Source organism: Zobellella denitrificans (genome assembly GCF_002237365.1).
Classification (GTDB): domain Bacteria; phylum Pseudomonadota; class Gammaproteobacteria; order Enterobacterales; family Aeromonadaceae; genus Oceanimonas; species Oceanimonas denitrificans.
The window spans coordinates 1-23093 of the sequence record NZ_NMUO01000003.1 but is presented as its reverse complement, the minus strand read 5'-3'; the positions used below and the strand labels follow the sequence as shown (position 1 = coordinate 23093).

Sequence of the window (23093 nt, the reverse complement as noted above, 5' to 3'; positions counted from 1 at the left end):
TGTAACTGAATTCATACTGAATCGTTTCAGCTATTCAGGCAAGCTATCTGCACCAATAGATTGCGATGATATGATCTGGTGCACATTTTGATGGATTTAACGAACAATGAAACTTGACGAAGTCGCGCGCCTGGCCGGGGTATCGCGCACCACCGCCAGCTATGTGATCAACGGCAAGGCAGAGCAGCACAGGATAAGCCAGGCCACCCAGGACAAGGTGATGGCGGTGGTCCGGGCCCACAACTACCAGCCCGACCGCCAGGCCGCCGCCCTGCGCGGGGCCCTGTCACACACCTTCGGCCTGATAGTGCCGGATCTGGAGAACCCCAGCTATGCGCGCATGGCCAAACTGCTGGAATGGCATGCCCGCAAGGCCGGTTTCCAGTTGCTGGTGACCTGCTCCGATGACGAACCGGACACCGAGAAGGATCTGGCGCTGATGCTGAAAGGGCGGCGGGTGGATGCCCTGATAGTGGCGTCCTGCCTGCCGCTGGAGGACGATTTCTACCTCAGGATCAACCAGGAGCTGCCGGTGATAGGGGTGGACCGCTCCCTGCCCGCCCCCCTTATCTATGTGAGCAGCGAAAACAAGGCCTCCTCCTTCCGCCTGACCCAGACCCTGGCCAGCCCCGAGCTGGAGCAGGCCTGGCTGATTGCCGCCGCCCCGGATCTGGGCATCAGCCTGGAGCGGGAGCAGGGCTTCGTAAAGGCCCTGGAAAAGACCGGTATTCCCTACCAGGTGCTCTATGGCGAACGCTTCGAGCGCCAGACCGCCTTCCGCCTGCTGAACGAGCTGGATCAGGTGGACTGGCAGCGGCCCCAGGCCATCGTCACCACCGCCTTCGTGCTGCTGGAAGGGGTGCTCGATTATTTCTACCAGCACGAGGCCCAGTTGCCGCCCCGGCTGCGGCTCGGCACCTTCGGCGATCACCGGCTGCTCGACTTCCTGTCGAGCCCGATCAACACCATCGCCCAGGATCACCATATCGTGACCCAGCAGGTACTGAACCTGACGCTGGACGCGGTGCGGGGCAACTACCGCAGCGGCCATTACCCGGTACCGCGGATACTGCACAAGCGCTGAGTTCAGGGCGCGATTTCCTGCCCGTCCCAGGCGAAGAGCCGGCCCGAGTCCGCCGGCTCCAGCCGCTCCAGCACCGTCAGCAAATGCCGGGCCGCCTGTGCCGGTGTCTGCAGTTGCCCCTCGGCCAGGCCGGCGCGAAACGGCGCCGACAGGGGCGTTGCCACCGTGCCCGGATGCAGGCCCACCACGCAGGCGGCGGGAAAACGCCGGCTCCACTCCACCGCCAGCGTCTTGACGGCCATATTGAGGGCAGCCTTGCTGATACGATAGCTGTACCAGCCGCCCGTCCGGTTGTCGCTGATGCTGCCGACCCGGGCCGACAGGGCGGTAAACCGCAATGACTGGTGGCGCCCCAGCCGCCGCGACAGCAACCGGCCCATGGCCAGGGTGGGCCAGGTATTGAGATGGATGCTGTTGAGCAACGCGGATTCGCTCAGTTGCTCGATGCGTTTTTCCGGCTGCTGTCCGTCCTGGTGCAGCATGCCCAGGGTGTTGATCACCCTGTCGGGCAGGGAATAGCCGGCACAGGCTCGCTCCAGGGCCTCGCCGTCGGTGCAGTCCAGCAGGTGCCAGTCCAGGCCGGCCAAGTGCGGAGCGCGCCGGCTCAACAACAGCACCTGATGGCCGTCGGCCAGACAGGCCTCTGCCAGGGCGCAGCCGATACCGCCGCCGCCCATGATCCAGTAACGCATGGCTGTGTCTCCCCGTCGTTTGCAGAACTCATCCGGACCGGGGCCGAGGGGACTTTATTACGGGGGGATGGCGGCTGACCCGGCGGTGATTACGGCGCCGGGGATGCCGCCTCCGGCTGCAGGCTGGCGGCCCAGCGGGTCAGGGGCTCGGCCAGTTCGACAAAGAGGACGCCCTGGTCCGGGGGCGCGGTCACCGACAGCAACCGGCCCTGCCACTCGAAGTCCAGTTTCCAGGCGTGCAGGTAGCCCCGGTCCGCCGGACTGCCGCCGTAACGATCGTCGCCCAGTATGGGACTGCCCAGGCTTTTCAGCGCCACCCGCAGTTGGTGGGTCTTGCCGGTGTGGGGCTGCAACAGAAAGGCCCGCAGTCCCTCGGCAAGCGGGGTGCTGTAAAAGCGGGTGATGGCCGGGTTGGCGCTGCCCCGGGTCAGCTTCCAGCTGCCGCCCCGGGCCTTTTCCATGTCGCCCCTGATCAGTCCCTGCTTCTTGCCGGGCTTGCGATCCGACAGCGCCAGGTACAGCTTGCGGGTGCGGCGCTCGGCGAACTGGCGACTGAGTTCGCGGTTGGCCTCGACGGTGCGGGCCAACAGCAGGACGCCGGTGGTCATCTTGTCGAGCCGGTGCACCGGATAGAGCGGTTCGCCCAGTTCCTCGCTGAGCCGGCGCACCAGGCCCGGACTGTCCCCTTCCTGATGCATGCCGATGCCGGCGGGCTTGTTGATCACGTAGAAATGGTCGTGGCGTAGCAGTATGTCCATGGGCAAACTCCGGGCGGGCCAATGCAAAAAGCCCGCTGCGGGTCACGCAGCGGGCTTTTCCGGTCTGGCGGAGGAGGTGGGATTTGAACCCACGGTGGGCTATTAACCCACGCCGGTTTTCAAGACCGGTGCATTCAACCACTCTGCCACCCCTCCGACGGGCGACCATACTACTTCAGGCGCTTTCTTCTTGTAAACTGATAAATGCCGCCCCGGGCGCGAGTGGACACTAAATGGACAGGAGTCGTCCGTTTCCCCGGGCAAGCCCTTGAATTAGGACACGCAAGGCTCGACAACCGGGTCATATTATGTCCACAATGTACCTCATTAATTTAGTGGTTCCATCCCTGTTTTAGACACAAAGGAGTCTGAACGATGCGATATAACAATACCCTGTCCCGTACCCAGGCGGGCGCGCTGGAAACCAACAAGGTCCTGCGCAACACCTATATGCTGCTGGGCATGACCCTGGTGGTCGCCGCCCTGTCCGCCGGCGTCAGCGCCATGCTGGCCCTGCCCCGCCCGGGTCTGATCATCACCCTGGTCGGCTTCTACGGCCTGATGTTCCTCACCGAGCGCAACAAGAACAGCGGCCTGGGCTTGTTGTTCATCTTCGCCTTCACCGCCTTCACCGGCTACACCATAGGCCCCATCCTCAACTACTACCTGAGCACCTCCTCCGGTACCGAGACCGTGATGCTGGCCCTGGGCGGCACCGCCCTGACCTTCCTGTCGCTGTCCGCCTATGTGCTGACCACCAAGAAGGACATGTCCTTCCTCGGCGGCATGATGATGGCCGGCTTCGTGGTGATACTGGTGGGCTTCGTGGCCAACCTGTTCCTGGCCCTGCCGGCCCTGAGCCTGGCCCTGAGCGCCCTGTTCATCCTGTTCTCGTCCGGCGCCATCCTGATGCAGACCAGCGCCATCATCCACGGCGGCGAGCAGAACTACATCTCCGCCACCGTGACCCTGTACGTGTCCATCTTCAACATCTTCCTCAGCCTGCTGCAACTGCTGGGCCTGAGCCGGGACTGAGCTTCCCCCTTCTGGTCACCAAAAAAGCCCCGTCCGGGGCTTTTTTATTGGCGCTGGCGGCTGTGCTCCGGCCGCGACTTGGGTATGATTTGGACTCGAGCCCCCACCCTGGTCAAACGCAATATGTCGCCCGCTATCATCTGGCTCAGACGCGTCTTTACCGACAGCCATTTCTTCTTCGCCCTCAAGGTATTGCTGGCCATGTCCAGCCTGCTGCTGCCCGGCTGGTGGCTGGGGCAAATTCCCGCCGCCGTCACCCTGGCCCTGGGCGCCATGGCCGGCGCCCTGAGCGAGGTGGATCAGGATCCCAAAGGCCGGCTGCGCCACCTGCTGCTGAGCCTGCTGTGCTTCTTCGCCGCCATCAGCGGTGTCAGCTGGCTCATCGACAGCCCCTGGCTGTTTGGCCCCCTGCTGGTCTTTACCACCTTCGCCCTGGTGCTGCTCGGGGCCTGGGGCCCCACCGCCGGCAGCCTCGGCTTCGGCACCCTGCTGGTGTCCCTCTACGCCATGCAGGGCCACGCGGACAGCCCCGCCTTCTGGTACCAGCCGCTGCTGCTCACCCTGGGGGCGGCCTGGTACGGCCTGCTGTCCTGGCTGGTACTGCTGGCCTGGCCCTACAAGCAGGTGCACGAACAGCTGGCCCAGTGCTACTTCGCCCTGTCCCGCTACCTGCTGGAGAAGTCCCGCTTCTTCGACAGCCCGCAAGAGGAGCACCAGCAGTTGCGCCACGGCCTGGCCCAGCTCAATATCCAGCTGGTGAACGCCCTGGAGGTCACCAAGCAGATGCTCAACCGCCGCATCCAGGGCCGCGACCGGCAGGACGCGGAGCTGGGCCGGCTGCTGGCGCTCTACCTGCTGGTGCAGGAAATGCACGAGCGGGCCACCTCCAGCCACTATTCCTACCAGCAGCTCAACCGGGATCTCCACCAGGCCGACGTGCTGGCCGGCTACCAGACCCTGCTGGTGGAGCTGGGCGAGGCCTGCTATAGGCTGGGCTACGCCATCCTCACCCACAATGCCTACCGGCACGGCAAGCGTATCGCCTGGGAGCTGAGCGCGCTGCAGGATCAGCTGGACTACAGCCACCTCAAACGCCACTACCCGCGCACCCTGCTGAGCCCGATGAAGTTCCTGACCCGCAACATGGAGCACCTGCACCGGGCCCTGGTGCGGGCCGAGGCGCTGACCCGGCGGCAGACGCCGCCCGAGGCGGCGCCCATCGAGCTGGCCCGTCCGCCGCGCCAGCCGTTCTGGCCCAAGCTCAAGGCGCTGCTGCATCCCAACTCCATCCTGTTCCGCCACGGGGTGCGCCTGAGCCTGTGCTTCGCCCTCGGCTATTCACTGATCGCCACCCTCGAGCTGGAGCGGGGCTACTGGATCTTGCTGACCATCCTCTTCGTCTGCCAGCCCAGCTTCAGCGCCACCCGCAAGCGCCTGGCACAGCGTACCCTGGGCACCATCGGCGGCCTGCTGGCGGGCATCCCGCTGCTGTACCTCTTCCCCTCGGCCGGGGCCCAGATAGGCATACTGCTGCTGTGCAACTTCATCTTCTTCACCCAGGTGAAGGTCTATTACAGCTGGGCGGTGGGGTTCGTCACCCTGTTCGTGCTGCTGGCCTTCAACCTGCAGGGCAGCGGCCAGGAGCCGGTGTTCCTGCCGCGCCTGCTCGACACCCTGGCCGGCTGCGCCCTGGCCTTTGTGGCGGTGTGGTTCATCTGGCCCGACTGGCAACGACGCCACCTGCCCCGGCTGATGGCCGACGCCATGGCCGCCAACGCCGCCTACCTGGCCGCCATCGCCCGCCAGTTCGAGCAGGGACGCAGTGACGAGCTGGATTACCGGCTGCCGCGCAAGCAGGCCCATCTGGCCGACAACCAGTTGGCCCTGGCCTGGCAGAACATCCGGGTCGAGCCGGTGCCCAAGCACTGGTTGAACCTCTGTTTCGACATCGCCTACCGTAACCACGCCCTGCTGTCCTACCTGTCGACCCTGGGCGCCCATCGCATGCACTCCCAGGTGCTGGCCGACACCCCGGTGCAGGAGCTGGTGACCCGACTCGAAGCCGCGGCCAAGGCTTTGCGCAGTGGCGAGGAGCTGCCCGCCTATACCCCGCTGCCGGTGGCGGTGGCGGACAGCGACGACGAATGGGTGATCCTCACCCGCCAGTTGCTCGGCCATATCACCCTGCTGGTCAACGATCTCTACCAGCTGGCCCGGGGCTTTCGGGAGCAGACGCCGGCAGAGGATGCAGCGACCGCCCGTCTTGGGTAAGATGGCGGCCCAACAGAGGAGTCATTATGTTCGAATTCGAAGGGCGGCAGATAGAAACCGACACCCAGGGTTATCTGAAGCACCATCAGGACTGGCAGCCGGCCATGGTCGAGCGGCTGGCGGAGCAGGAAGGAATAGCGCTCACCCCCGAGCACTGGGAGGTGATCCAGTTCGTGCGCGCCTTCTACCTCAAATACAACACCTCCCCGGCCATCCGTGCCCTGGTCAAGGCCATGGCCAGGGAGCTGGGCGAGGAAAAGGGCAACAGCCGCTACCTGTACCGGCTGTTTCCCAAGGGACCGGCCAAGCAGGCCACCAAGCTGGCCGGCCTGCCCAAACCGGTAAAGTGCATCTGAGTCCCGGGCCCTTCGCCCGAAGGGTCCGTTCGTTACCGCCACCAAGGACAGTGCGCCATGTCGTCCATTCCCTTCTCCCGCTCATTGCTGACCCGCATCACCCTGCTGATGCTGATCCTGGTGCTGCTGGCCCTGATCAGCCTGGCGGCCTCGGCCTGGCTGTCCGACAAGAGCGAAGGCAGGGCCTACGTGATCAACAAGGCCGGCTCGCTCAGGATGCAGAGCTACCGCCTGCTCAGCCGGGTGCCGCTGCAGGAGGAGGATGATCTGCTGATGCTGGAGCGGGATCTGCAGGATCCGCTGCTGGTGCGGGTGCTGGACAGCGACGCCCTCAGCCAGGAGCACCGGCAACTGCAGCAGCAATGGCAGCAGCTCAGGCTAAGCCTGCAGCAGGCCGAAGCGCGCGAGCCGGTCCGCGGACAGGTGGCCGCCTTCGTCGACGCCATCGACCTTCTGGTGGCCCAGCTCGAGCAAAACACCGAGGCCAGTCTCCAGCGCCAGAGCTGGCTGCAGTTCATGGTGATGCTGGCCATGCTGCTGATTTTGGTGGCAGCGGTCATCTACCTGCACCAGCGCCTGCTCACCCCCCTGCGCCGCCTGCTGCTGGTGGCCCGGGCCGTGGGCCAGGGAGATTTTGCCTGCCGCAGCGGCATCGGCGGCGACGATGAAATGGCGGTGCTGGCCGACACCATGGATACCATGAACCGGCAGCTGTCCGAGCTTTACGGCCAACTGGAAGAAAAGGTGGAGCAACAGACCCGGGCCCTGGTGCGTTCCAACCAGACCCTGAGCACCCTCTACGATACCCAGCGCGAGCTGCAGGGAGTCGAGCCCCTCTATCAACGCCTGCCCGGCCTGCTGAACCGACTGGAGCAGCTCACTCCCCTGCGCCAGATCTGCATCCATCTCTACGAAGGCGATGACGACAGCCCCTTCGACGAAGTCACCGCCTGCTCCGAAGCCGGCGGCCCCCGCGACGTCCCCAACTACCGCTGGCCGCTGCAGGATGGCAGCGGCCATTACGGTCAGGTCCTCGCCTACTGCCCGCCGGGGCAAGAGCTGGCGGAGGAGCAGCAACAGCTGCTGGCCAGTATTTTCGATCAGTTCACCACGGCGCTGGCCCTGGACCGGCGCCAGCACCAGTATCAGCAACTGCAACTGATGGAGGAAAGGGCGACCATCGCCCGCGAGCTGCACGACTCTCTCGCCCAGGCCCTCACCTACCTCAAGCTGCAGGTCAGCTATGTGCAGTTGCAACTGCCCAACCCCAGCCCGGAGGTGGCCTCGGGACTGGAGGAAATGCGCGAAGGGCTGAACAACGCCTACCGCCAGTTGCGGGAACTGCTCACCACCTTCCGCCTCAAGCTGGACAAGCCCGGCCTCTACGCCGCCCTGAGCGACACCCTGGCCGAGTTCAGCCGTCGCATGGGTTATGCCATCGATTTCGAATACCGGCTGTCGCCCCACCGGCTGAGCCCCAACCAGACCATCCACCTGGTGCAAATCACCCGCGAGGCCCTGCACAACGTGTTCAAGCACGCCCACGCCAGCCAGGTGGCGGTGCGGGTCTGGCAGCAGGACGAAGAAATCCACCTGTCGGTAGAGGACAACGGCACCGGCATCGAGGCCGGCGCGGAGCAGGGCCAGCACTATGGGCTCAGGATCATGCAGGACAGGGCCGCCAGCCTGGGCGGTACCCTGCGCATCGGTTCCGCTGACGGGGGCGGCACCCTGCTGGAAGTGTGTTTCAGGCCCTGAGGCGTGAGGTGTGAGGTGTGAGGTGTGAGGTGTGAGGTGTGAGGTGTGAGGTGTGAGGTGTGAGGTGTGAGGTGTGAAAATAATAGGCCGGCAAGCCTGCGACAGCAGTGCCGGCCGGATATTTCAGCCGGCACTGCGCATGTCTCTTGGCTTTTCCGCCTGGCGTCGGGCGGGCTTATGCCTGCTCGGGGCGGGGATGACGGGCGGCGGTGTCCTTGATCAGGGCCTGCAGTTCGCCCTGCTGGAACATCTCGATGATGATGTCGCAACCGCCGATCAGCTCCCCTTCGATCCACAGCTGGGGAAAGGTCGGCCAGTTGGCGTATTTGGGCAGCTCGGCGCGAATATCGGGGTTTTGCAGGATATCCACATAGGCGAAGGGCTCGCCGCAGTTCATCAGCGCCTGGGAGGCCTGGGCGGAGAAACCGCAGCTGGGGAACTTGGGCGATCCTTTCATGTACAGCAGGATCGGGTTTTCGCTGATCTGGGTCTTGATTTTCTCAATGGTGTCCATAACCACCTCGGACGGCGTGTTGTTAAAAAAGGCTATTCTACTTTATCCCTCTGCGGTCACAAGAGCGAGGACACATAAATCGGTATCTGCAAGGCAATAAAAGTCCCGCTGAATACCGGGCAGGCTGCTGACAAAGCTTCGGGCTTACTTAGACAGGCACCATGCCAAAACAGGAGGACAAAGGGAACCGCTTCGCCGACCCTCCGCGCCAGGGAGGGCGCGGCGGAGCCTCCATGGACGGATTCACGGCGTGTCGGCGGGGCTGGCCCTTTGGCCGACTTATTCGGTCATGACAACGACTTTGTCATCAAGCTGCCAGCGAATACCGGGGCATTATCCCCTTACAAAAGCTGTTGTTGTTTCGTCATCCGCCAAACTGTTACAATCCTTTCAGCAATTTAGCGGTTTGCGGCTAAGCTCGGATTTGGGCCGTTTCCGCCATGGAAAGAAAGCAAGCAGCAATGTCTCGGCCAGCCCCGGCTGGCACAATCAAAATGGAGAAGATAACAATGGCATTTGAACTTCCCGCACTGCCTTACGCCAAAAATGCTCTGGAACCCCATATCTCCCAGGAAACCCTGGAATACCACTACGGCAAGCACCACAACACCTACGTGGTCAACCTGAACAACCTGGTTCCCGGCACCGAGTTCGAAGGCAAATCCCTGGAAGACATCATCAAGACTTCTTCCGGCGGCATCTTCAACAACGCCGCCCAGGTGTGGAACCACACCTTCTACTGGCACTGCCTGTCCCCCAACGGTGGCGGCGAGCCGACCGGTGCCCTGGCCGACGCCATCAAGGCCGCCTTCGGCTCCTTCGATGCCTTCAAGGAAGAGTTCACCAAGTCCTGCGTGACCAACTTCGGCTCCGGCTGGACCTGGCTGGTGAAGAAGGCCGACGGCTCCGTGGGTATCGTCAACACCTCCAACGCCGGCTGCCCGCTGACCGAGGGCGTTGCCCCGCTGCTGACCTGTGACGTCTGGGAACACGCCTACTACATCGACTACCGCAACGTGCGCCCCGACTATGTCAAGGCCTTCTGGGCCCTGGTCAACTGGGACTTCGTGGCAGAAAACTTCGCCAAGTAAGTTTTTGTCAGTTGAAAACACCCCGGCCTTCCGGGGTGTTTTTGTTGCTGGCTCTTTTTTAATCAGCCGGCTTGGGTGTAAAATGCGCCCTCTTTTGTTTCTACCCTCTTTCAAAGTGAGTCAAGTCAAGTGAGTATGTCTGTTCCCCGTATCGGCTTCGTGTCCCTCGGTTGCCCGAAAAACCTGGTCGACTCCGAGCGTATCCTGACCCAGTTGCGTATCGAAGGCTACGACGTGGTGCCTTCCTACGATGATGCCGATCTGGTGATCGTCAATACTTGCGGCTTTATCGACAGCGCCGTGCAGGAATCCCTGGAAGCGGTGGGCGAAGCCCTGAGCGAAAACGGCAAGGTCATCGTCACCGGCTGCCTGGGCGCCAAGGAAGATCAAATCCGTGAAGTGCACCCCAAGGTGCTGGAGATCACCGGCCCCCACTCCTACGAGCAGGTGCTGAACCATGTGCACAAGTACGTGCCGCGCCCGGAGTACAACCCCTTCGTCAGCCTGGTACCCGAGCAGGGCGTCAAGCTCACGCCCAAGCATTTCGCCTACCTGAAGATTTCCGAGGGCTGCAACCACAAGTGCACCTTCTGCATCATCCCCTCCATGCGCGGCGATCTGGACAGCCGTCCCATCGGCGAGGTACTGAGTGAGGCCCGCCGCCTGGTGGATGCCGGGGTGAAGGAGCTGCTGGTGATCTCCCAGGACACCTCCGCCTACGGGGTGGACGTCAAGCACAAGACCGGCTTCGCCGACGGCATGCCGGTCAAGACCCATATCCAGGCCCTGTGCGAGGAGCTCGGCAAGATGGGCGTCTGGGTTCGGCTGCACTATGTCTACCCCTACCCGCACGTGGACGATCTGATCCCGCTGATGCGCGACGGCAAGATACTGCCCTACCTGGATATTCCGCTGCAGCACGCCAGCCCCCGCATCCTGAAACTGATGAAGCGCCCGGGCGCGGTGGAGCGCACCCTGGAGCGCATCCGCAGCTGGCGCGAGATCTGCCCCGAGATCACCATCCGCTCCACCTTTATCGTGGGCTTTCCGGGCGAAACCGAAGAAGACTTCCAACTGCTGCTCGACTTTATCGAGCAGGCCGAGCTGGATCGGGTCGGCTGCTTCACCTACAGCCCGGTGGAAGGCGCCCGCGCCAACGAGCTGGCGGACCCGGTGCCGGAAGAGGTCAAGCAGGAGCGCTTCGAACGCTTTATGGCGCTGCAGCAGGAGATTTCCACCCGCAAGCTGGCGCAGAAGGTGGGCAAGGTCATCGAGGTATTGATCGACGAGGTGGACGAAGAAGGCGCCATCGGCCGCTCCAGCGCCGACGCCCCGGAAATCGACGGCCTGGTCTACCTCAATGGCGAGACCGAGCTCAAGCCCGGCGACCTGGTCAAGGTGACCGTCACCCACTCCGACGAATACGATCTCTGGGGCGAGCCGGTCTAACTACTGGAGCTCCCAACAAAAGCCCCGTTCGCGGGGCTTTTTTACATCTCCAACCCGATCCAGGTCATGTCATTTGTTATTAAGCAACACCATTGTTGGCATTTTTTTCGCCTTTCGAGTAATTTTTTTAGAGTTCAGTCATACTTTGGTATGGGGATACTCTTAACGCAATCGATTGTCCTGTATAGTGTATCCACTTATGTTACGCAGCCCAGGGTTGTTCCTGGCCCGTCCCATCGAGCCCGGTAGTCCAGATGAATACATTGGAAAAAATTACAAAAAATATAGAGAGTTTCAGCAAGTCTGAAAGGAAAGTGGCGGAAGTGATCCTGGCTTCGCCGCAAACCGCCATCCATTCCAGCATCGCCGCCCTGGCCAAGCTGGCGGATGTGAGCGAGCCGACCGTCAACCGCTTCTGCCGCCGGCTCGACACCAAGGGCTTTCCCGATTTCAAGCTGCACCTGGCCCAGAGCCTGGCCAACGGCACCCCCTACGTGAACCGCCACGTGGAAGAAGACGACGGTCCCGAGTCCTATACCGCCAAGATCTTCGAGTCCAGCATGGCCTGCCTGGACTCGGCCCGGCACAGCCTGGACCCGCAGGCGGTCAACCGCTGCGTGGATATCCTGACCCAGGCCAAGAAGCTGTCCTTCTTCGGCCTCGGCGCCTCTTCCGCCGTGGCCCACGATGCCATGAACAAGTTCTTCCGCTTCAACGTGCCGGTGCTGTGCTTCGACGACGTGGTGATGATGCGCATGAGCTGCATCAGCAGTTCCGAAGGCGATGTGGTGGTGCTGATCTCCCACACCGGCCGCACCAAGGCGCTGGTGGAAATCGCCCAGCTCGCCCGCCAGAACGATGCCATCGTCATCGGCCTCACCGCCAAGGACTCGCCCCTGGCCCGGGAGTGCACCATGGTGCTGTCGATGGACGTGCCGGAAGACACCGACGTCTACCTGCCGATGGCCTCCCGCCTGGCCCAGATGGTGCTGATCGACGTGCTCGCCACCGGCTTTATCCTGCGCCGCGGCACCAAATTTCGGGAAAACCTGAAGAAAGTTAAGGAAGGGATAAAAAATTCACGATTTGATAACCCTCACCTTTGATTTTGATCAAATGGCCGGCAAATACCGGCCATTTTTGTGACCGAGTCTACACTTTGGTCCTCGCTTCGGTTATTATCGGTAACAATTTACAAAACCAAGGATGCAGCGTCAGGCCGTGAGCAAGCCACTTATCACCTACCGAGAGCCCATTACGGCTCAATTGGCACCCACCAGGCTCCCGTCTGCAGACATCCGTCGTTCGTCCCCTATTCGCAGCCTGCCAGGCTTAAAAAGCAATCCGAACTTCCCCTCTTTATTACATCTACATCTCTATTGGAGTCTCTTATGTTAAGACGTACCAAGATTGTCACCACCCTGGGCCCGGCCACCGACCGCGACAACAACCTGGAAGGGATCATCGCCGCCGGCGCCAACGTGGTGCGCATGAATTTCTCCCATGGTACTCCGGAAGATCACATGGCCCGCGCCAACCAGGTGCGTGAAATTGCGAAAAAGCTGGGCAAGCACGTGGCCATACTGGGTGACCTGCAGGGGCCCAAAATCCGGGTGTCCACCTTCAAGGACGGCAAGATCCACCTCAATATCGGTGACAAGTTCGTGCTGGACGCGGATCTGCCCAAGGGTGAAGGCAACCAGGAACGCGTCGGTATCGACTACAAGGAGCTGCCGCAAGACGTCAGACAGGGTGACATCCTGCTGCTCGACGACGGCCGCGTCCAGCTGCGGGTCGAAGGTGTGGACGGCAACAAGGTACTGACCGAAGTCACTGTGGCCGGCCCCCTGTCCAACAACAAGGGCATCAACAAGAAAGGCGGCGGCCTGTCCGCTCCGGCCCTGACCGACAAGGACAAGGAAGACATCAAGACCGCCGCCAAGATCGGCGTCGACTACCTGGCGGTGTCCTTCCCCCGTACCGGTGAAGACATGCGCATTGCCCGTGAACTGGCCCGCGCCGCCGGCAGCAACGCCAAGCTGGTGGCCAAGGTGGAGCGCGCCGAAGCGGTGGCCACCGACGCCGCCATGGAAGACGTGATCCTGGCCTCCGACGTGGTGATGGTGGCTCGGGGTGATCTGGGCGTGGAAATCGGCGATCCCGAGCTGGTCGGCGTGCAGAAGAAGCTGATCCGCACCTCCCGCCGCCTGAACCGGGTGGTGATCACCGCCACCCAGATGATGGAATCGATGATCACCGCGCCCCTGCCCACCCGTGCCGAGGTGATGGACGTGGCCAACGCCGTGCTGGATGGCACCGACGCCGTGATGCTGTCCGCCGAAACCGCCGCCGGCCAGTTCCCGATCGAAACCGTGAAGGCCATGGCCGAGGTTTGCCTGGGCGCCGAGAAGCACCCCAGCGTCAACGTGTCCAACCACCGCATGAACTTTACCTTCACCTCGGTGGAGGAAACCGTGGCCATGTCCACCATGTACGCGGCCAACCACCTGCAGGGCGTCAAGGCCATCGTGGCCCTGACCCAGTCCGGCACCACCCCGCTGCTGATGTCCCGCATCAGCTCCGGCCTGCCGATCTTCTCCCTGTCGCGGGAAGCCAAGACCCTGGCCTGGACCAACCTGTATCGCGGCGTGACCCCGGTCTACTTCAAGCCCGACGACAACCTGAGCAATGCCGAGATCTGCCGCGAGGCCCTGGCTACCCTGAAGAAGGCCGGTTACGTCAGCTCCGGTGATCTGGTCCTGCTCACCCACGGCGACATGATGGAAGTGGTCGGCAGCACCAATACCTGCAAGATCCTGACCGTGGAATAAGCGGCCGAAGCTGGAAGAAATATAAAAAGGCCGGGCATTTGCCCGGCCTTTTCTGTTGATGGCGGTCGGCGGCTCAGGCCGCGTCAGACTTTTTTGGCATCTCCCGGCTCAGCACCCCGGGGGCGAAGCTGTCCACCGCGATGGCACGGCGGCGCAGCTCCTCGGCCTTGTTCAGGCGCTGGGCTTCGGTATCGCTGATAATATCCTGAGCCCTCGCCTGCGCCAGCATCTGCTCGAAGGGCAGCTTGCGCGGCAGCCGGCCGGCCTTCTGCGCCTCCAGCAACTTCTGCTCGATGCCCTGCACCGACACCATGGCCAGGAAGGCCGCTTCCACCTCGCCCAGGCCCGGTTCGCTGTCCCTGGGCACATAGCACAAGTGGGTCAGGCGATCGCGCACTCCGCCCGGGGTCATCAGCCGCTTGCAGATGGCCTGGGCGTGCTTGTCCAGCGGCTTCCTGTAGCGGTTGCCCAACGGGAAAATCAGTGCCTTCAGCGTCACCGCCACCGCCCGGTTGGGGAAGTTCTGGAAGAAACCGTCCAGGGCTTCGCTGATCTGGTGCAGGTTGCGGCCCACCGCGTAGTGCACGAAGGGCAGCTCGTCGGCGAGACGGCCGTTGTCCTCATAGAACTTGAGGGTGGCGGAGGCCAGGTAGAGGTGGCTCAGCACATCCCCCAGGCGGGCCGAGATCATCTCCTTGCGCTTGAGGTCGCCGCCCATGATCAGCATGGACATGTCGGCACACAGGGCCAGGGCCTTGCTCATGCGGGCCAGTTGCCGGTAATAGCCGGCGGTGGGCCCGGATACCGGCGCGCCATTGAAGCGGGCACCGGTGAGCCCCTGCCAGAAGGCGCCAAAGACGTTGCCGGCGGCGAAAGCGATATGCTGGAACAGCAAGCGGTCGAACTGCTCCAGACCTGCCTTCTCGTCCGGGTTGGCCGCCGCCTCCAGCTCCTTCAGCACATAGGGATGGCAGCGGGTGGCACCCTGGCCGAAGATCATCAGGTTGCGGGTGAGGATATTGGCCCCTTCCACGGTGATCGCCACCGGAATGCCCATGTAGTTGTGGGCCAGGTAGTTCTTGGGCCCCATCTGGATGGCCTTGCCCGCGTGCACGTCCATGGCGTCGTCCATCACGGTGCGGGCCATTTCGGTCATGTGATATTTGGAGATGGCGGTGACAATGGCCGGGCTCTCCTGCAGATCCAGGCCGCGGGTGGTCAGCCGGCGCGCCGCCTCCAACTGGTAGGTGAAGCCGCCGATGCGGGCCAGGGCTTCCTGTACGCCCTCGAACTTGCCGATGGAAAGGCCGAACTGCTTGCGCACATAGGCATAGGCGCTGGTGCTCTGCACCGCCAGGTGACCGCTGGCGGTACCCAGGGCCGGCAGGGAGATGCCGCGACCGGCGGACAGGCACTCCACCAGCATGCGCCAACCGCGACCGGCATAATCGGGACCGCCGATGATCCAGTCGAGGGGGATGAATACGTCCTTGCCCCGGGTGGTACCGTTAAGGAAGGCCAGGCCCATGGGGAAGTGGCGATCGCCTATCTCCACCCCGGGATGGCTGGTGGGGATCAGGGCACAGGTAATGCCAAGCTCGGGCTTGTCGCCCAGCAGGCCGTCCGGATCCTGGAGCTTGAACGCCAGGCCCAGCACGGTGGCGCGCGGTGCCAGGGTGATGTAGCGCTTGTCCCAGTTCAGGCGGATGCCGAGTACCTGTTCGCCCTTGTACTCGCCCCGGCACAGCACGCCGCTGTCGGGAATGGCGCCGGCATCGGAGCCGGCTTCCGGCCCGGTGAGGGCAAAACAGGGCACCTCGGTTCCCCTGGCCAGACCCGGCAGCCAGCGATCCTTCTGCTCCTGGGTACCGTAGTGCATCAGCAGCTCACCAGGCCCCAGGGAGTTCGGCACCATGACGGTAACGGCGGCGCTGATGCTGCGGCTGGCGATGCGGGCCACGATGGTGGAATTGGCATAGGCGGAAAAGTCCCGGCCGCCGTAGGACTTGGGGATGATCAGCGAGAAGAAACCCTCCCTCTTGATATAGTCCCACACCGGCTCGGGCAGTTCGCGCTCGTCGTTGACGATATGATGATCGTCCAGCATGGCGAGCAGGGTTTCCACCTGGTTGTCGAGAAAAGCCTGCTCTTCGTCGGTGAGGGAGGAAGGACCATAGGCCGCCAGCTTGGACCAGTCCGGCTTGCCGCAGAACAGCTCGCCGTCCCACCACACCGAGCCGGCCTCCATCGCCTCGCGCTCGGTGGCCGACAGCGGCGGCAGTATCTTCTTGAAGGTGGCGAAGGCCGGCCCACTGATCCATTTCTTGCGTAAACTCATGCTCCCTCTCCTTAGTAACCGGGATGGCAAATCAACAGGGCTTGGCACCGACGCCACTGGCCAGGTAAGGGATCACCTTACGCACCAGCCCTTCCACATCTATTTCTTCGTTGAAATCGGTACGGGCGATATCGCGCAGGGCCTCGCTGGAGGCCATGGTGAACACCACTGTGCCCAGGGTGAAGTGCAGCCGCCAGAACACGTCGGCGGAGGACAGCTCGGGCGCCGCCTTGCGGATGGCCTGGGTGAAATGCTCCAGCACCTCGCCGTAGTGGTTGACAATAAACCAGCGCAGGAAACCCTGGTTGTCGATATAACCGCGGCCCAGCAACTGCAGGAAGATCTCCGGGCCCCGGCGCTTAATCCTGGTCAGCGCCATCAGCGGCGCCACGAAACTGTCGAACACCTGATGCAGATTGGTGTCCGGCTCCGCCAGCAGGCGTTTCAGGGCTTCGTCGACACCGGGCATAAAGATCGCCAGGTAACGGTCCATCACCGCCTTGATCAGATCCTTCTTGGAGCCGAAGTGGTAATTGACCGATGCCAGGTTGACGTCGGCCGCACTGGTGATGAGCCTGAGCGAGGTCTCGCTGAACCCCTGCTCGGCGAACAACACCTCGGCGGCGTCGAGGATCTTCTGCTTGGTATCTTTCTTGCTCACTGATCACCTCAAAATAAAACACATGTTTAAAATTTACGTTTCAAAACCGGTTACTGTCAAGTTAAAAACGCATCGAAAAAATTTTACGCTATACGGCATCTTTTGCGGGAACCTTCTGCCCTATCCCCGCTCAAAAGTAATGCCACTGCAATTAAGCACTAAGTCTTTGCCCAGCCCTGCTGGGCATTTTTTTGGGTAAAATCCGGTGATGAGTCCGGCATTGTCAAAAGAGGAGCCTATCATGAGCCTGGCCGATGCTCCGGCAGAAGTTCAACTGGCGGTGGACCTGATCGAATTGCTGGAAGTGAATGAAGTGAGTCCCGCGCTGGCGCTGGCCGCCCTGGCCATCGTCACCCGGGATTTCGAACGCAAACTGGAACGGCAGCAGGAGCTGGAAGGCGGAAGCTAGAAGCTGGAAGCTGGAAGCTGGAAGCCTGACTCTTGGTCACAAGTCCGGCTGTCTGATTTAACGCAAAGAAGAGGCAGCAGGGATTGCCTCTTTCAAGCCCCGACGTCGCCTGATGGTGGTGCCAACAGGCGACACTGAGCTTTAGAGAGGACAAAGAGTGCTGCTCCGCCGACCGTTGGCGCCAGGGATGGCGCCGTCGAGCCCCCAGGGATGGGTTTATGGCGAGTCGGCGGAGTAGTGCTCTTTGGCCGCGTACACCAGATCGTGAACAGGTTCTCAGAAGCGCGGCGGAGCCCCCAGAGGCGAGTATCAGGTCCCACGGTGTGCCGGAGGAGCTGTGTGCTTTGGCCGATGTTTTGCCTGATCGAAAGTCAACAGAAACTTGTGACCAAGAGTCAGGCTGGAAGCTGGAAGCGTTGCGCTTCCAGCTTCCGCTGTCAAACCGGGCTCGTCAGAGCTCTTCTTCCAGGTAGGCGTAGCCTTCCAGGCCGGCGGAGAGCTCCTTCAGCAGCATGGCGCGGGTTGCCTCGTCCAGATCCGGGTGGCTGGCCTGCAGCTCGTACTGGGCGTTGATCACGCTGGGATCGATGTCCACGTAGCGCAACAGCTCGGCCACGTTGCTGCCTTCCTTGATGTTGTTGATCTGCACCTGGCCCTGTTCGTCCAGCACCACCTCGGCGCTGTGGGTGTCGCCGAACAGGTTGTGCATGTCACCCAGGATCTCCTGATAGGCCCCCACCAGGAAAAAGCCCAGGTAGTGGGGCTGGCCGGGCATGAACTCCGGCATCGGCAGCGTGGTCTCCACCCCCTGGCCATCCACGTACTGATCGATGGCGCCGTCGGAATCGCAGGTGATGTCCAGGATCACCGCCCGCCGGCTCGGCGGCCGGTCCAGGCCGTCCAGCGGCAGCACCGGGAAGATCTGATCGATACCCCAGGCATCGGGCAGGGACTGGAACAGGGAGAAGTTGACGAAGCACTTGTCCGCCAGCTTCTCGTTCAGCTCATCCATGATGGGCCTGTGGGCCCGGTTGACCGAGTCCAGCCTGGCCTTGATACCGAGGCAGATATTGAGGTGTACCTCTTCGGCCCAGGCCCGGTCCTGCAGGCTCATCAGCCCCATGTTGTACTGCTCGTGCACGTCGGCCAGCTCGGCCACGGTGTCGTGGTAGATCTCGAGCAGGGGCGGATCGTCCCGGCACAGGTCTTCCCAGGTTTCCCACATGTTCTGCAGCAGGAAGGGCGCATCGTCCGCCGGCGCCGCCGGCTGGGTCGGGGTGGCCGATTCGATGCTGATCACGTTGGCCACCAGCATGGCGTGGTGGGCGGTGATGGCCCGGCCCGAATCGCTGATGATGCGCGGATAGGGCAGGTCGAATTCACGGCAGACGTTGCCGATGCCCCACACCACGTTGTTGGCATATTCGCGCAGGTTGTAGTTGGCGGAGCAGTAGCTCTGGGAGCGGGTCCCTTCGTAGTCCACGCCCAGGCCGCCGCCCACGTCGACGATGTCCACCGGCACGTCCAGCCGGCGCAGCTCGGCGTAGAAGCGGCCGCATTCGCGGATGCCCTTCTGGATGTCGCGGATATTGGCGATCTGCGAGCCCAGGTGGAAGTGCAGCAACTGCAGCCAGTCGATGCAGCCGGCGTCCTTCAGCTGGTTGACCAGGGCCAGCACCTGGGAGGCGCTCAGGCCGAACTTGGACTTCTCGCCGCCGCTGGACTGCCACTTGCCCGCGCCCTGGGAGGCCAGACGGGCGCGCACGCCCAGGCGCGGCGTCACGTTGATGCGTTTGGCCTCCGCCATCACCAGCTCGAGTTCGGACAGCTTCTCGATCACGATATAGACCTGGTGGCCCATCTTGGTACCGAGCAGGGCCAGGCGCACATACTCCTTGTCCTTGTAGCCGTTGCACACGATCACCGACTCGGTCTCATGGGTATGGGCCAGCACCGCCAGCAGCTCGGGCTTGGAACCCGCCTCCAACCCCAGCCGTGGCTTGTCCTTGTAGGCCTTGGTGACCGCGTCCAGCACGCCGCGCTGCTGGTTGACCTTGATCGGGTAAACGGTCAGGTAGTCCCCCTCGTAGCCATAATCCTCGATGGCGCCGTTGAAGGCATTGAACAGGGCGTCGATACGGCTCTTGATGATGTCGGGGAAACGCAGCAGCACCGGGGCGGCATAGCCTTCGGCCTTGAGCTGCTCGACCACCTCGGAGAGCACCACCCTGGCCTCGGGGCGGGTTTTGTCGGGCGTGACAACGACGCGTCCCTGGTCGTCCAGATGAAAGAAACCGGCGCCCCAGTAAGGCAGGTTATACACCTTGAGCGCGTCGTTTGCGGACCATTCTGCCATGTTCTTTGTCCCCATTCAGTGTAAGGGCCATAGAAGATCCGGACCTCGGTAAGACCCGGTGCGATAATTGTTCGGCGCCCAGGGTGTGGGCTCCCTCGCTTCAGCAAGCAACACCGTTACATCCTAAATATAGTAACGGCCTAAAGACGGCTTGGCCTGAAAATCGGGGGGCGAGTGTACACACAGAGCCGGGCCATGACCAGAGCATGACCCCGGCAGACGACAAATTTATTGCGCCGCCACCGTCATGACGGCAGGCCCCAGCACCTGCAGGAAATAGCGGCCGCAACGACGGCCCAGCTGGTAGTCCTGATCCAGCTGGGCCCGGGTCGAGCCCAGCACCCGGCTTTGCAGCGGCCGGTGGGGGAAGATTTCGATCACCCGGGCATCGGCCGGCGGCCGGCGGATAAAGTCGTGGGCATCGTTGAAACAGCGTTCGTGGGCTTCCACTATCTGCAGCAGGTCCCCCAGCCGCTCCCGCCCTATCCAGCCTTCCAGCCGGCGAGCCCACTGCAGGCTGAAGCGGCTGTGCTGGGGCAGGGTACGAACCACCACTATGGTGCGCGCGCCCCGGCGATAGGCCTCGCGCACCGGTATGGCGTCGGCCACGCCGCCGTCCACGAAGCGCTCGCCCTGCCAGTCGACCCCGGCCCGGTAGAACAGGGGGATGGCGCTGGAGGCCTTGAGCCCCAGCAGCCAGTCGCCATCGGCCGGCCGGAAATAATGGGGCCGGTAGTCACGTGCCCGGGTACTGCAAAACAGCAGTTCCCGCCCTCCCAATCGCTTCTGACCGGTACGGGTATCCAGCGGCAGGGTCTGACCGAGCACCTCGAAATACCAGTCCAGATCCACCAGATCGCCGCCGCGGGCGAAATGCAGCGGCCGGAAGAACTCGGCGCGGGTGGTATAGCCGCTGATCACTTCTCGGGCGTAGCCGTGGGCGGCACACATGTAGGCGGCCAGGTTCTGGGCGCCGGCCGAGGTGCCGATCAGGATATCGAAGGGATCGAAGCCTTCTTCCAGGAAGGCGTCGAGCACGCCGGCGGTAAAGATCCCCCGCTGGCCACCCCCTTCGCAAACCAGGGCAAGCCGGCCCCGGAGGCCGTCGGTACGGACATAGAGCGGTGCTATCTGGTCCAGGCTGACCGGAACATGGTTGGTCATGGCGTATCCCTGTCATCAAATCATCACGACGGCGCAATACCGCCGTCACGGGGGCTTCCTAGCTTGGGTACCACTGCAAGGGAGGAAGCCGTTATGTTATCTGTCGACACCCTGGCCGCCGAGTACCTGCCCAGGTGGCAGCATTTCCCCGGCTGCAAAGCGCTGTTGCGTTATCTGCTGCACGAGCAGGCCTTCGTCGAGTTCGCCGAACAGTACCCGCACCTGCGCGGGCTGGATTTTGTCGAGCAGGTGCTCGACTATTTCCGCTTTCAGGTGACCCTGCGAGAACAGGAGCTGGAGCATATCCCGGCTTCGGGCCCCCTGGTGATCATCGCCAACCACCCCATCGGCTCCCTCGACGGCCTGGCGCTGCTCAAGCTGGTGTCCCGGGTCCGTCCCGACACCCGCATCATCGCCAACCAGGTGCTGGCACGGCTCGAGCCGCTGGCCTCCCTGTTGCTGCCGGTGGACAACATGACCGGCAGGACCGCCCGTGCCCAGCTGGCCGCCGTTCATCAGCACCTGGATCAGGGCGGCACGGTGATCGTCTTTCCCGCCGGCGAAGTCTCCCGCCTGGGCCCCAAGGGCATCCGTGACGGCCGCTGGCATTCGGGCTTTATCCGCCTGGCCACCCGGGCCCGGGCGGCCATAGTGCCGGTGCATATCCGCGGACGCAATTCCGCCTTCTTTTATTTAAGCTCACTGGCCAGCCGTCCGCTGGGCGGTTTGCTGCTGGTACGGGAAATGTTTCGCCAGCGGAACAAACAGATAGCCCTGCGCATCGGCCAACCCATCGCCTGGGAGAGCTGCCGCCAGACCGGCCTCAACGACAAGGGGCTCTGCCTGCTGTTTCGCCGCCATCTGTACCGCCTGGGCAAGGGCAAGCCCGGCCTGCTCGAGACCCAGGTGGCGATAGCGCCCCCCGAACCCCGGCAGCAGTTGAAAAAGGCGGTGGAAAAATGTGAGCTGCTGGGCCAGACCCAGGATGGCAAGGCGATTTATCTCACCCGCAACCACAGGTCCGGCCATTGCGTGATACTGCGGGAGATAGGGCGGCTGCGGGAGCTGTCATTCCGCGCCGTGGGCGAAGGCACCGGCAAGCGGCGGGATCTGGATCCCTTCGACGACGATTATTACCAGTTGCTGCTGTGGGATCCGCAAGAGCTGGAAGTGATCGGCGCCTACCGCTTTGTGCCCACCGCCGAGCAACTGGCCCGCAAGGGCCTGGCCGGCCTCTACAGCCATCACCTGTTCGATTACGACGAAACCATGCAGCCCTTCCTGGCCCAGGGCCTGGAACTCGGCCGCAGTTTCATCCAGCCCGCCTACTGGGGCCGGCGCAGCCTGGACTACCTCTGGTTCGGCATCGGCGCCTTCCTCGCCCGCCACCCCCATTACCGCTACCTGTTCGGGCCCGTCTCGCTGAGCGCCGCCCTGCCGGTGCCGGCGCGGGATCTGCTGGTGGCCTTCTACCGCCTGCATTTCCCGGCGTCCGCCGCCCTGGCCCGCTCGCGCCGGCCGCTGCCGCCGACGACGCCCGCCCTGCGCGACACCTTCGGCGGCGAGGATTACCACCAGGATCTGACGCTGCTCAAGCAGTTGCTGGACAACATGGGCGTCGGCATCCCTACCCTGTACAAGCAGTATTCGGAGCTGTGCGAGCCGGGCGGCGTGCAGTTTGTCGACTTCGGTACCGATCCTGACTTTGCCGACTGCATCGACGGCCTGGTGCTGGTGGATCTGCACCGGCTCAAGGCCAGCCGCTATCAGCGCTATATCGCCCCCCACCTGCCGGAGAAGGCGGAGCCGTCAGCGGTCGCTGTGACCTAGGCCGCGCTCGGGGGCTATCTTGTCCCGCAGGCGCTGCTTGACTTCCTTGGCCTCGGGGAAACCGTTGTCGGCCACCCGGCACCAGATCAGCTCGCCATCCACATAGATCTGGAACTGGCCCTTGTCCCCCGGGATCAGGGCCACCTCCCCCACCTCGTCGGCGAAGGTCGACAAGATCTCCTGGGCCAGCCAGGCCGAGCGCAGCAGCCAGCGGCACAGGGTGCAATAACGGATCTCCACTCTGGGTTTCATGCTCTCTCCTCCCAAAAGGCGCAGCATGACCCAAGCCGCCGCCGGGGTAAAGAGCAGGAAAGCGCCCGTCCCGCCAGCCGGGGGATACCCTGCAGCAGGCCAGCGCCGGGCTGCAACGCTTTATGAAGGAGACCGAAACCGACACCGGCCGCCAGCACCACGAAAGCAACCAGCCCGCCACCGCCATGAACCAGATGTCGGCCACCGCCCAGGAAGTGGCGGCCAGCGCCGCCCGCGCCGCCAC

The 23093-nt window shown here is 63.1% G+C and carries 19 protein-coding genes and 1 tRNA gene; 11 read left to right on the top strand and 9 right to left on the bottom strand.

Going from position 1 to position 23093, the window contains the following annotated elements; all coding sequences use genetic code 11:
* Positions 1 to 106: 106 nt before the first annotated feature.
* Positions 107 to 1084, top strand: a complete 978-nt coding sequence (gene cra / locus CGX12_RS01290) for a catabolite repressor/activator (RefSeq protein ID WP_094038088.1) — start codon at positions 107 to 109, stop codon at positions 1082 to 1084.
* 2 nt (positions 1085 to 1086) lie between these two features.
* Here the strand turns inward: cra and CGX12_RS01285 are convergent, their stop codons facing one another.
* From CGX12_RS01285 to CGX12_RS01275, 3 genes are all read right to left on the bottom strand, one after another.
* On the bottom strand, positions 1087 to 1776 hold the full coding sequence (locus tag CGX12_RS01285) for an SDR family NAD(P)-dependent oxidoreductase (RefSeq protein ID WP_094038087.1): 690 nt from the start codon (positions 1774 to 1776) through the stop codon (positions 1087 to 1089).
* An 89-nt stretch (positions 1777 to 1865) separates the two neighbouring features.
* Positions 1866 to 2534: a TIGR01621 family pseudouridine synthase gene (locus CGX12_RS01280; protein WP_094038086.1), complete on the bottom strand. Its 669-nt coding sequence runs from the start codon at positions 2532 to 2534 to the stop codon at positions 1866 to 1868.
* Between the two features lie 65 nt (positions 2535 to 2599).
* Positions 2600 to 2690 (bottom strand) — tRNA-Ser (locus tag CGX12_RS01275).
* A 219-nt stretch (positions 2691 to 2909) separates the two neighbouring features.
* Here CGX12_RS01275 and CGX12_RS01270 point away from each other — a divergent pair.
* The 4 genes from CGX12_RS01270 (at position 2910) to CGX12_RS01255 (ending at position 7954) form a co-directional block, all read left to right on the top strand.
* Complete coding sequence (locus tag CGX12_RS01270; RefSeq protein ID WP_094038085.1) at positions 2910 to 3569, top strand: Bax inhibitor-1/YccA family protein; 660 nt, start codon at positions 2910 to 2912, stop codon at positions 3567 to 3569.
* An 84-nt stretch (positions 3570 to 3653) separates the two neighbouring features.
* Complete coding sequence (yccS, locus tag CGX12_RS01265) at positions 3654 to 5840, top strand: YccS family putative transporter (RefSeq protein WP_232513283.1); 2187 nt, start codon at positions 3654 to 3656, stop codon at positions 5838 to 5840.
* 26 nt (positions 5841 to 5866) lie between these two features.
* A complete protein-coding gene (locus CGX12_RS01260) occupies positions 5867 to 6196 on the top strand; it encodes a TusE/DsrC/DsvC family sulfur relay protein (RefSeq protein WP_094038083.1) in 330 nt (109 codons plus the stop codon).
* A 57-nt stretch (positions 6197 to 6253) separates the two neighbouring features.
* A complete protein-coding gene (locus CGX12_RS01255) occupies positions 6254 to 7954 on the top strand; it encodes a histidine kinase (protein ID WP_094038082.1) in 1701 nt (566 codons plus the stop codon).
* A 175-nt stretch (positions 7955 to 8129) separates the two neighbouring features.
* Here CGX12_RS01255 and CGX12_RS01250 read toward each other — a convergent pair whose 3' ends face one another.
* On the bottom strand, positions 8130 to 8468 hold the full coding sequence (locus tag CGX12_RS01250) for a Grx4 family monothiol glutaredoxin (RefSeq protein ID WP_094038081.1): 339 nt from the start codon (positions 8466 to 8468) through the stop codon (positions 8130 to 8132).
* A gap of 509 nt (positions 8469 to 8977) precedes the next feature.
* Between CGX12_RS01250 and sodB the strand changes: the two genes are divergently transcribed.
* The 4 genes from sodB (at position 8978) to pyk (ending at position 13839) form a co-directional block, all read left to right on the top strand.
* A complete protein-coding gene (gene sodB, locus CGX12_RS01245; protein WP_094038080.1) occupies positions 8978 to 9559 on the top strand; it encodes a superoxide dismutase [Fe] in 582 nt (193 codons plus the stop codon).
* Between the two features lie 135 nt (positions 9560 to 9694).
* Positions 9695 to 11008 carry a 30S ribosomal protein S12 methylthiotransferase RimO gene (gene rimO, locus CGX12_RS01240; RefSeq protein ID WP_094038079.1) on the top strand — a complete coding sequence of 438 codons (1314 nt, stop codon included), beginning with the start codon at positions 9695 to 9697 and terminating at the stop codon, positions 11006 to 11008.
* Positions 11009 to 11262: 254 nt separating this feature from the next.
* Positions 11263 to 12114 carry a MurR/RpiR family transcriptional regulator gene (locus CGX12_RS01235; protein WP_094038078.1) on the top strand — a complete coding sequence of 284 codons (852 nt, stop codon included), beginning with the start codon at positions 11263 to 11265 and terminating at the stop codon, positions 12112 to 12114.
* A gap of 285 nt (positions 12115 to 12399) precedes the next feature.
* Positions 12400 to 13839 carry a pyruvate kinase gene (gene pyk, locus CGX12_RS01230; RefSeq protein WP_094038077.1) on the top strand — a complete coding sequence of 480 codons (1440 nt, stop codon included), beginning with the start codon at positions 12400 to 12402 and terminating at the stop codon, positions 13837 to 13839.
* Between the two features lie 73 nt (positions 13840 to 13912).
* Here pyk and CGX12_RS01225 read toward each other — a convergent pair whose 3' ends face one another.
* Together CGX12_RS01225 and psrA are read right to left on the bottom strand one after the other, a co-directional pair.
* Entirely contained in the window at positions 13913 to 16177 is a 2265-nt protein-coding gene (locus CGX12_RS01225; protein WP_094038076.1) for an acyl-CoA dehydrogenase, read from the bottom strand.
* 31 nt (positions 16178 to 16208) lie between these two features.
* Positions 16209 to 16838 (bottom strand): TetR family transcriptional repressor PsrA, encoded by a 630-nt coding sequence (gene psrA, locus CGX12_RS01220; protein ID WP_094038075.1) that lies wholly within the window; start codon positions 16836 to 16838, stop codon positions 16209 to 16211.
* Positions 16839 to 17079: 241 nt separating this feature from the next.
* On the opposite strand from psrA, the gene rsmS reads away from it, so the two are divergent.
* Positions 17080 to 17247, top strand: a complete 168-nt coding sequence (gene rsmS, locus CGX12_RS01215) for a pleiotropic regulatory protein RsmS (protein ID WP_094038074.1) — start codon at positions 17080 to 17082, stop codon at positions 17245 to 17247.
* Positions 17248 to 17698: 451 nt separating this feature from the next.
* On the opposite strand, the gene speA is transcribed toward rsmS, so the two are convergent.
* Both speA and CGX12_RS01205 read right to left on the bottom strand, forming a co-directional pair.
* Positions 17699 to 19603 (bottom strand): biosynthetic arginine decarboxylase, encoded by a 1905-nt coding sequence (speA, locus tag CGX12_RS01210; RefSeq protein WP_094038073.1) that lies wholly within the window; start codon positions 19601 to 19603, stop codon positions 17699 to 17701.
* 228 nt (positions 19604 to 19831) lie between these two features.
* Positions 19832 to 20767, bottom strand: a complete 936-nt coding sequence (locus CGX12_RS01205; RefSeq protein ID WP_094038072.1) for a patatin-like phospholipase family protein — start codon at positions 20765 to 20767, stop codon at positions 19832 to 19834.
* Between the two features lie 93 nt (positions 20768 to 20860).
* Between CGX12_RS01205 and olsF the strand changes: the two genes are divergently transcribed.
* The gene (olsF, locus tag CGX12_RS01200) at positions 20861 to 22597 is read left to right on the top strand and encodes a bifunctional ornithine lipid synthase OlsF (protein ID WP_094038071.1); all 1737 of its coding nucleotides are present in this window, start codon (positions 20861 to 20863) and stop codon (positions 22595 to 22597) included.
* On the opposite strand, the gene CGX12_RS01195 is transcribed toward olsF, so the two are convergent.
* On the bottom strand, positions 22577 to 22849 hold the full coding sequence (locus tag CGX12_RS01195; RefSeq protein ID WP_094038070.1) for an Rdx family protein: 273 nt from the start codon (positions 22847 to 22849) through the stop codon (positions 22577 to 22579). The genes olsF and CGX12_RS01195 overlap by 21 nt on opposite strands.
* Positions 22850 to 23093 lie beyond the last annotated feature (244 nt).

Excerpts from the sequence above, each read along its gene's own strand:
- yccS (WP_232513283.1), top strand. The coding sequence starts at position 3,654 with ATGATTTGGACTCGAGCCCCCACCCTGGTCAAACGCAATATGTCGCCC.
- sodB (WP_094038080.1), top strand. The coding sequence starts at position 8,978 with ATGGCATTTGAACTTCCCGCACTGCCTTACGCCAAAAATGCTCTGGAA.
- speA (WP_094038073.1), bottom strand. The coding sequence starts at position 19,603 with ATGGCAGAATGGTCCGCAAACGACGCGCTCAAGGTGTATAACCTGCCT.
- rimO (WP_094038079.1), top strand. The coding sequence starts at position 9,695 with ATGTCTGTTCCCCGTATCGGCTTCGTGTCCCTCGGTTGCCCGAAAAAC.
- olsF (WP_094038071.1), top strand. The coding sequence starts at position 20,861 with ATGTTATCTGTCGACACCCTGGCCGCCGAGTACCTGCCCAGGTGGCAG.
- rsmS (WP_094038074.1), top strand. The coding sequence starts at position 17,080 with ATGAGCCTGGCCGATGCTCCGGCAGAAGTTCAACTGGCGGTGGACCTG.
- CGX12_RS01195 (WP_094038070.1), bottom strand. The coding sequence starts at position 22,849 with ATGAAACCCAGAGTGGAGATCCGTTATTGCACCCTGTGCCGCTGGCTG.
- CGX12_RS01255 (WP_094038082.1), top strand. The coding sequence starts at position 6,254 with ATGTCGTCCATTCCCTTCTCCCGCTCATTGCTGACCCGCATCACCCTG.
- cra (WP_094038088.1), top strand. The coding sequence starts at position 107 with ATGAAACTTGACGAAGTCGCGCGCCTGGCCGGGGTATCGCGCACCACC.
- pyk (WP_094038077.1), top strand. The coding sequence starts at position 12,400 with ATGTTAAGACGTACCAAGATTGTCACCACCCTGGGCCCGGCCACCGAC.
- CGX12_RS01250 (WP_094038081.1), bottom strand. The coding sequence starts at position 8,468 with ATGGACACCATTGAGAAAATCAAGACCCAGATCAGCGAAAACCCGATC.
- CGX12_RS01225 (WP_094038076.1), bottom strand. The coding sequence starts at position 16,177 with ATGAGTTTACGCAAGAAATGGATCAGTGGGCCGGCCTTCGCCACCTTC.
- CGX12_RS01205 (WP_094038072.1), bottom strand. The coding sequence starts at position 20,767 with ATGACCAACCATGTTCCGGTCAGCCTGGACCAGATAGCACCGCTCTAT.
- CGX12_RS01285 (WP_094038087.1), bottom strand. The coding sequence starts at position 1,776 with ATGCGTTACTGGATCATGGGCGGCGGCGGTATCGGCTGCGCCCTGGCA.
- CGX12_RS01270 (WP_094038085.1), top strand. The coding sequence starts at position 2,910 with ATGCGATATAACAATACCCTGTCCCGTACCCAGGCGGGCGCGCTGGAA.
- CGX12_RS01280 (WP_094038086.1), bottom strand. The coding sequence starts at position 2,534 with ATGGACATACTGCTACGCCACGACCATTTCTACGTGATCAACAAGCCC.
- CGX12_RS01260 (WP_094038083.1), top strand. The coding sequence starts at position 5,867 with ATGTTCGAATTCGAAGGGCGGCAGATAGAAACCGACACCCAGGGTTAT.
- CGX12_RS01235 (WP_094038078.1), top strand. The coding sequence starts at position 11,263 with ATGAATACATTGGAAAAAATTACAAAAAATATAGAGAGTTTCAGCAAG.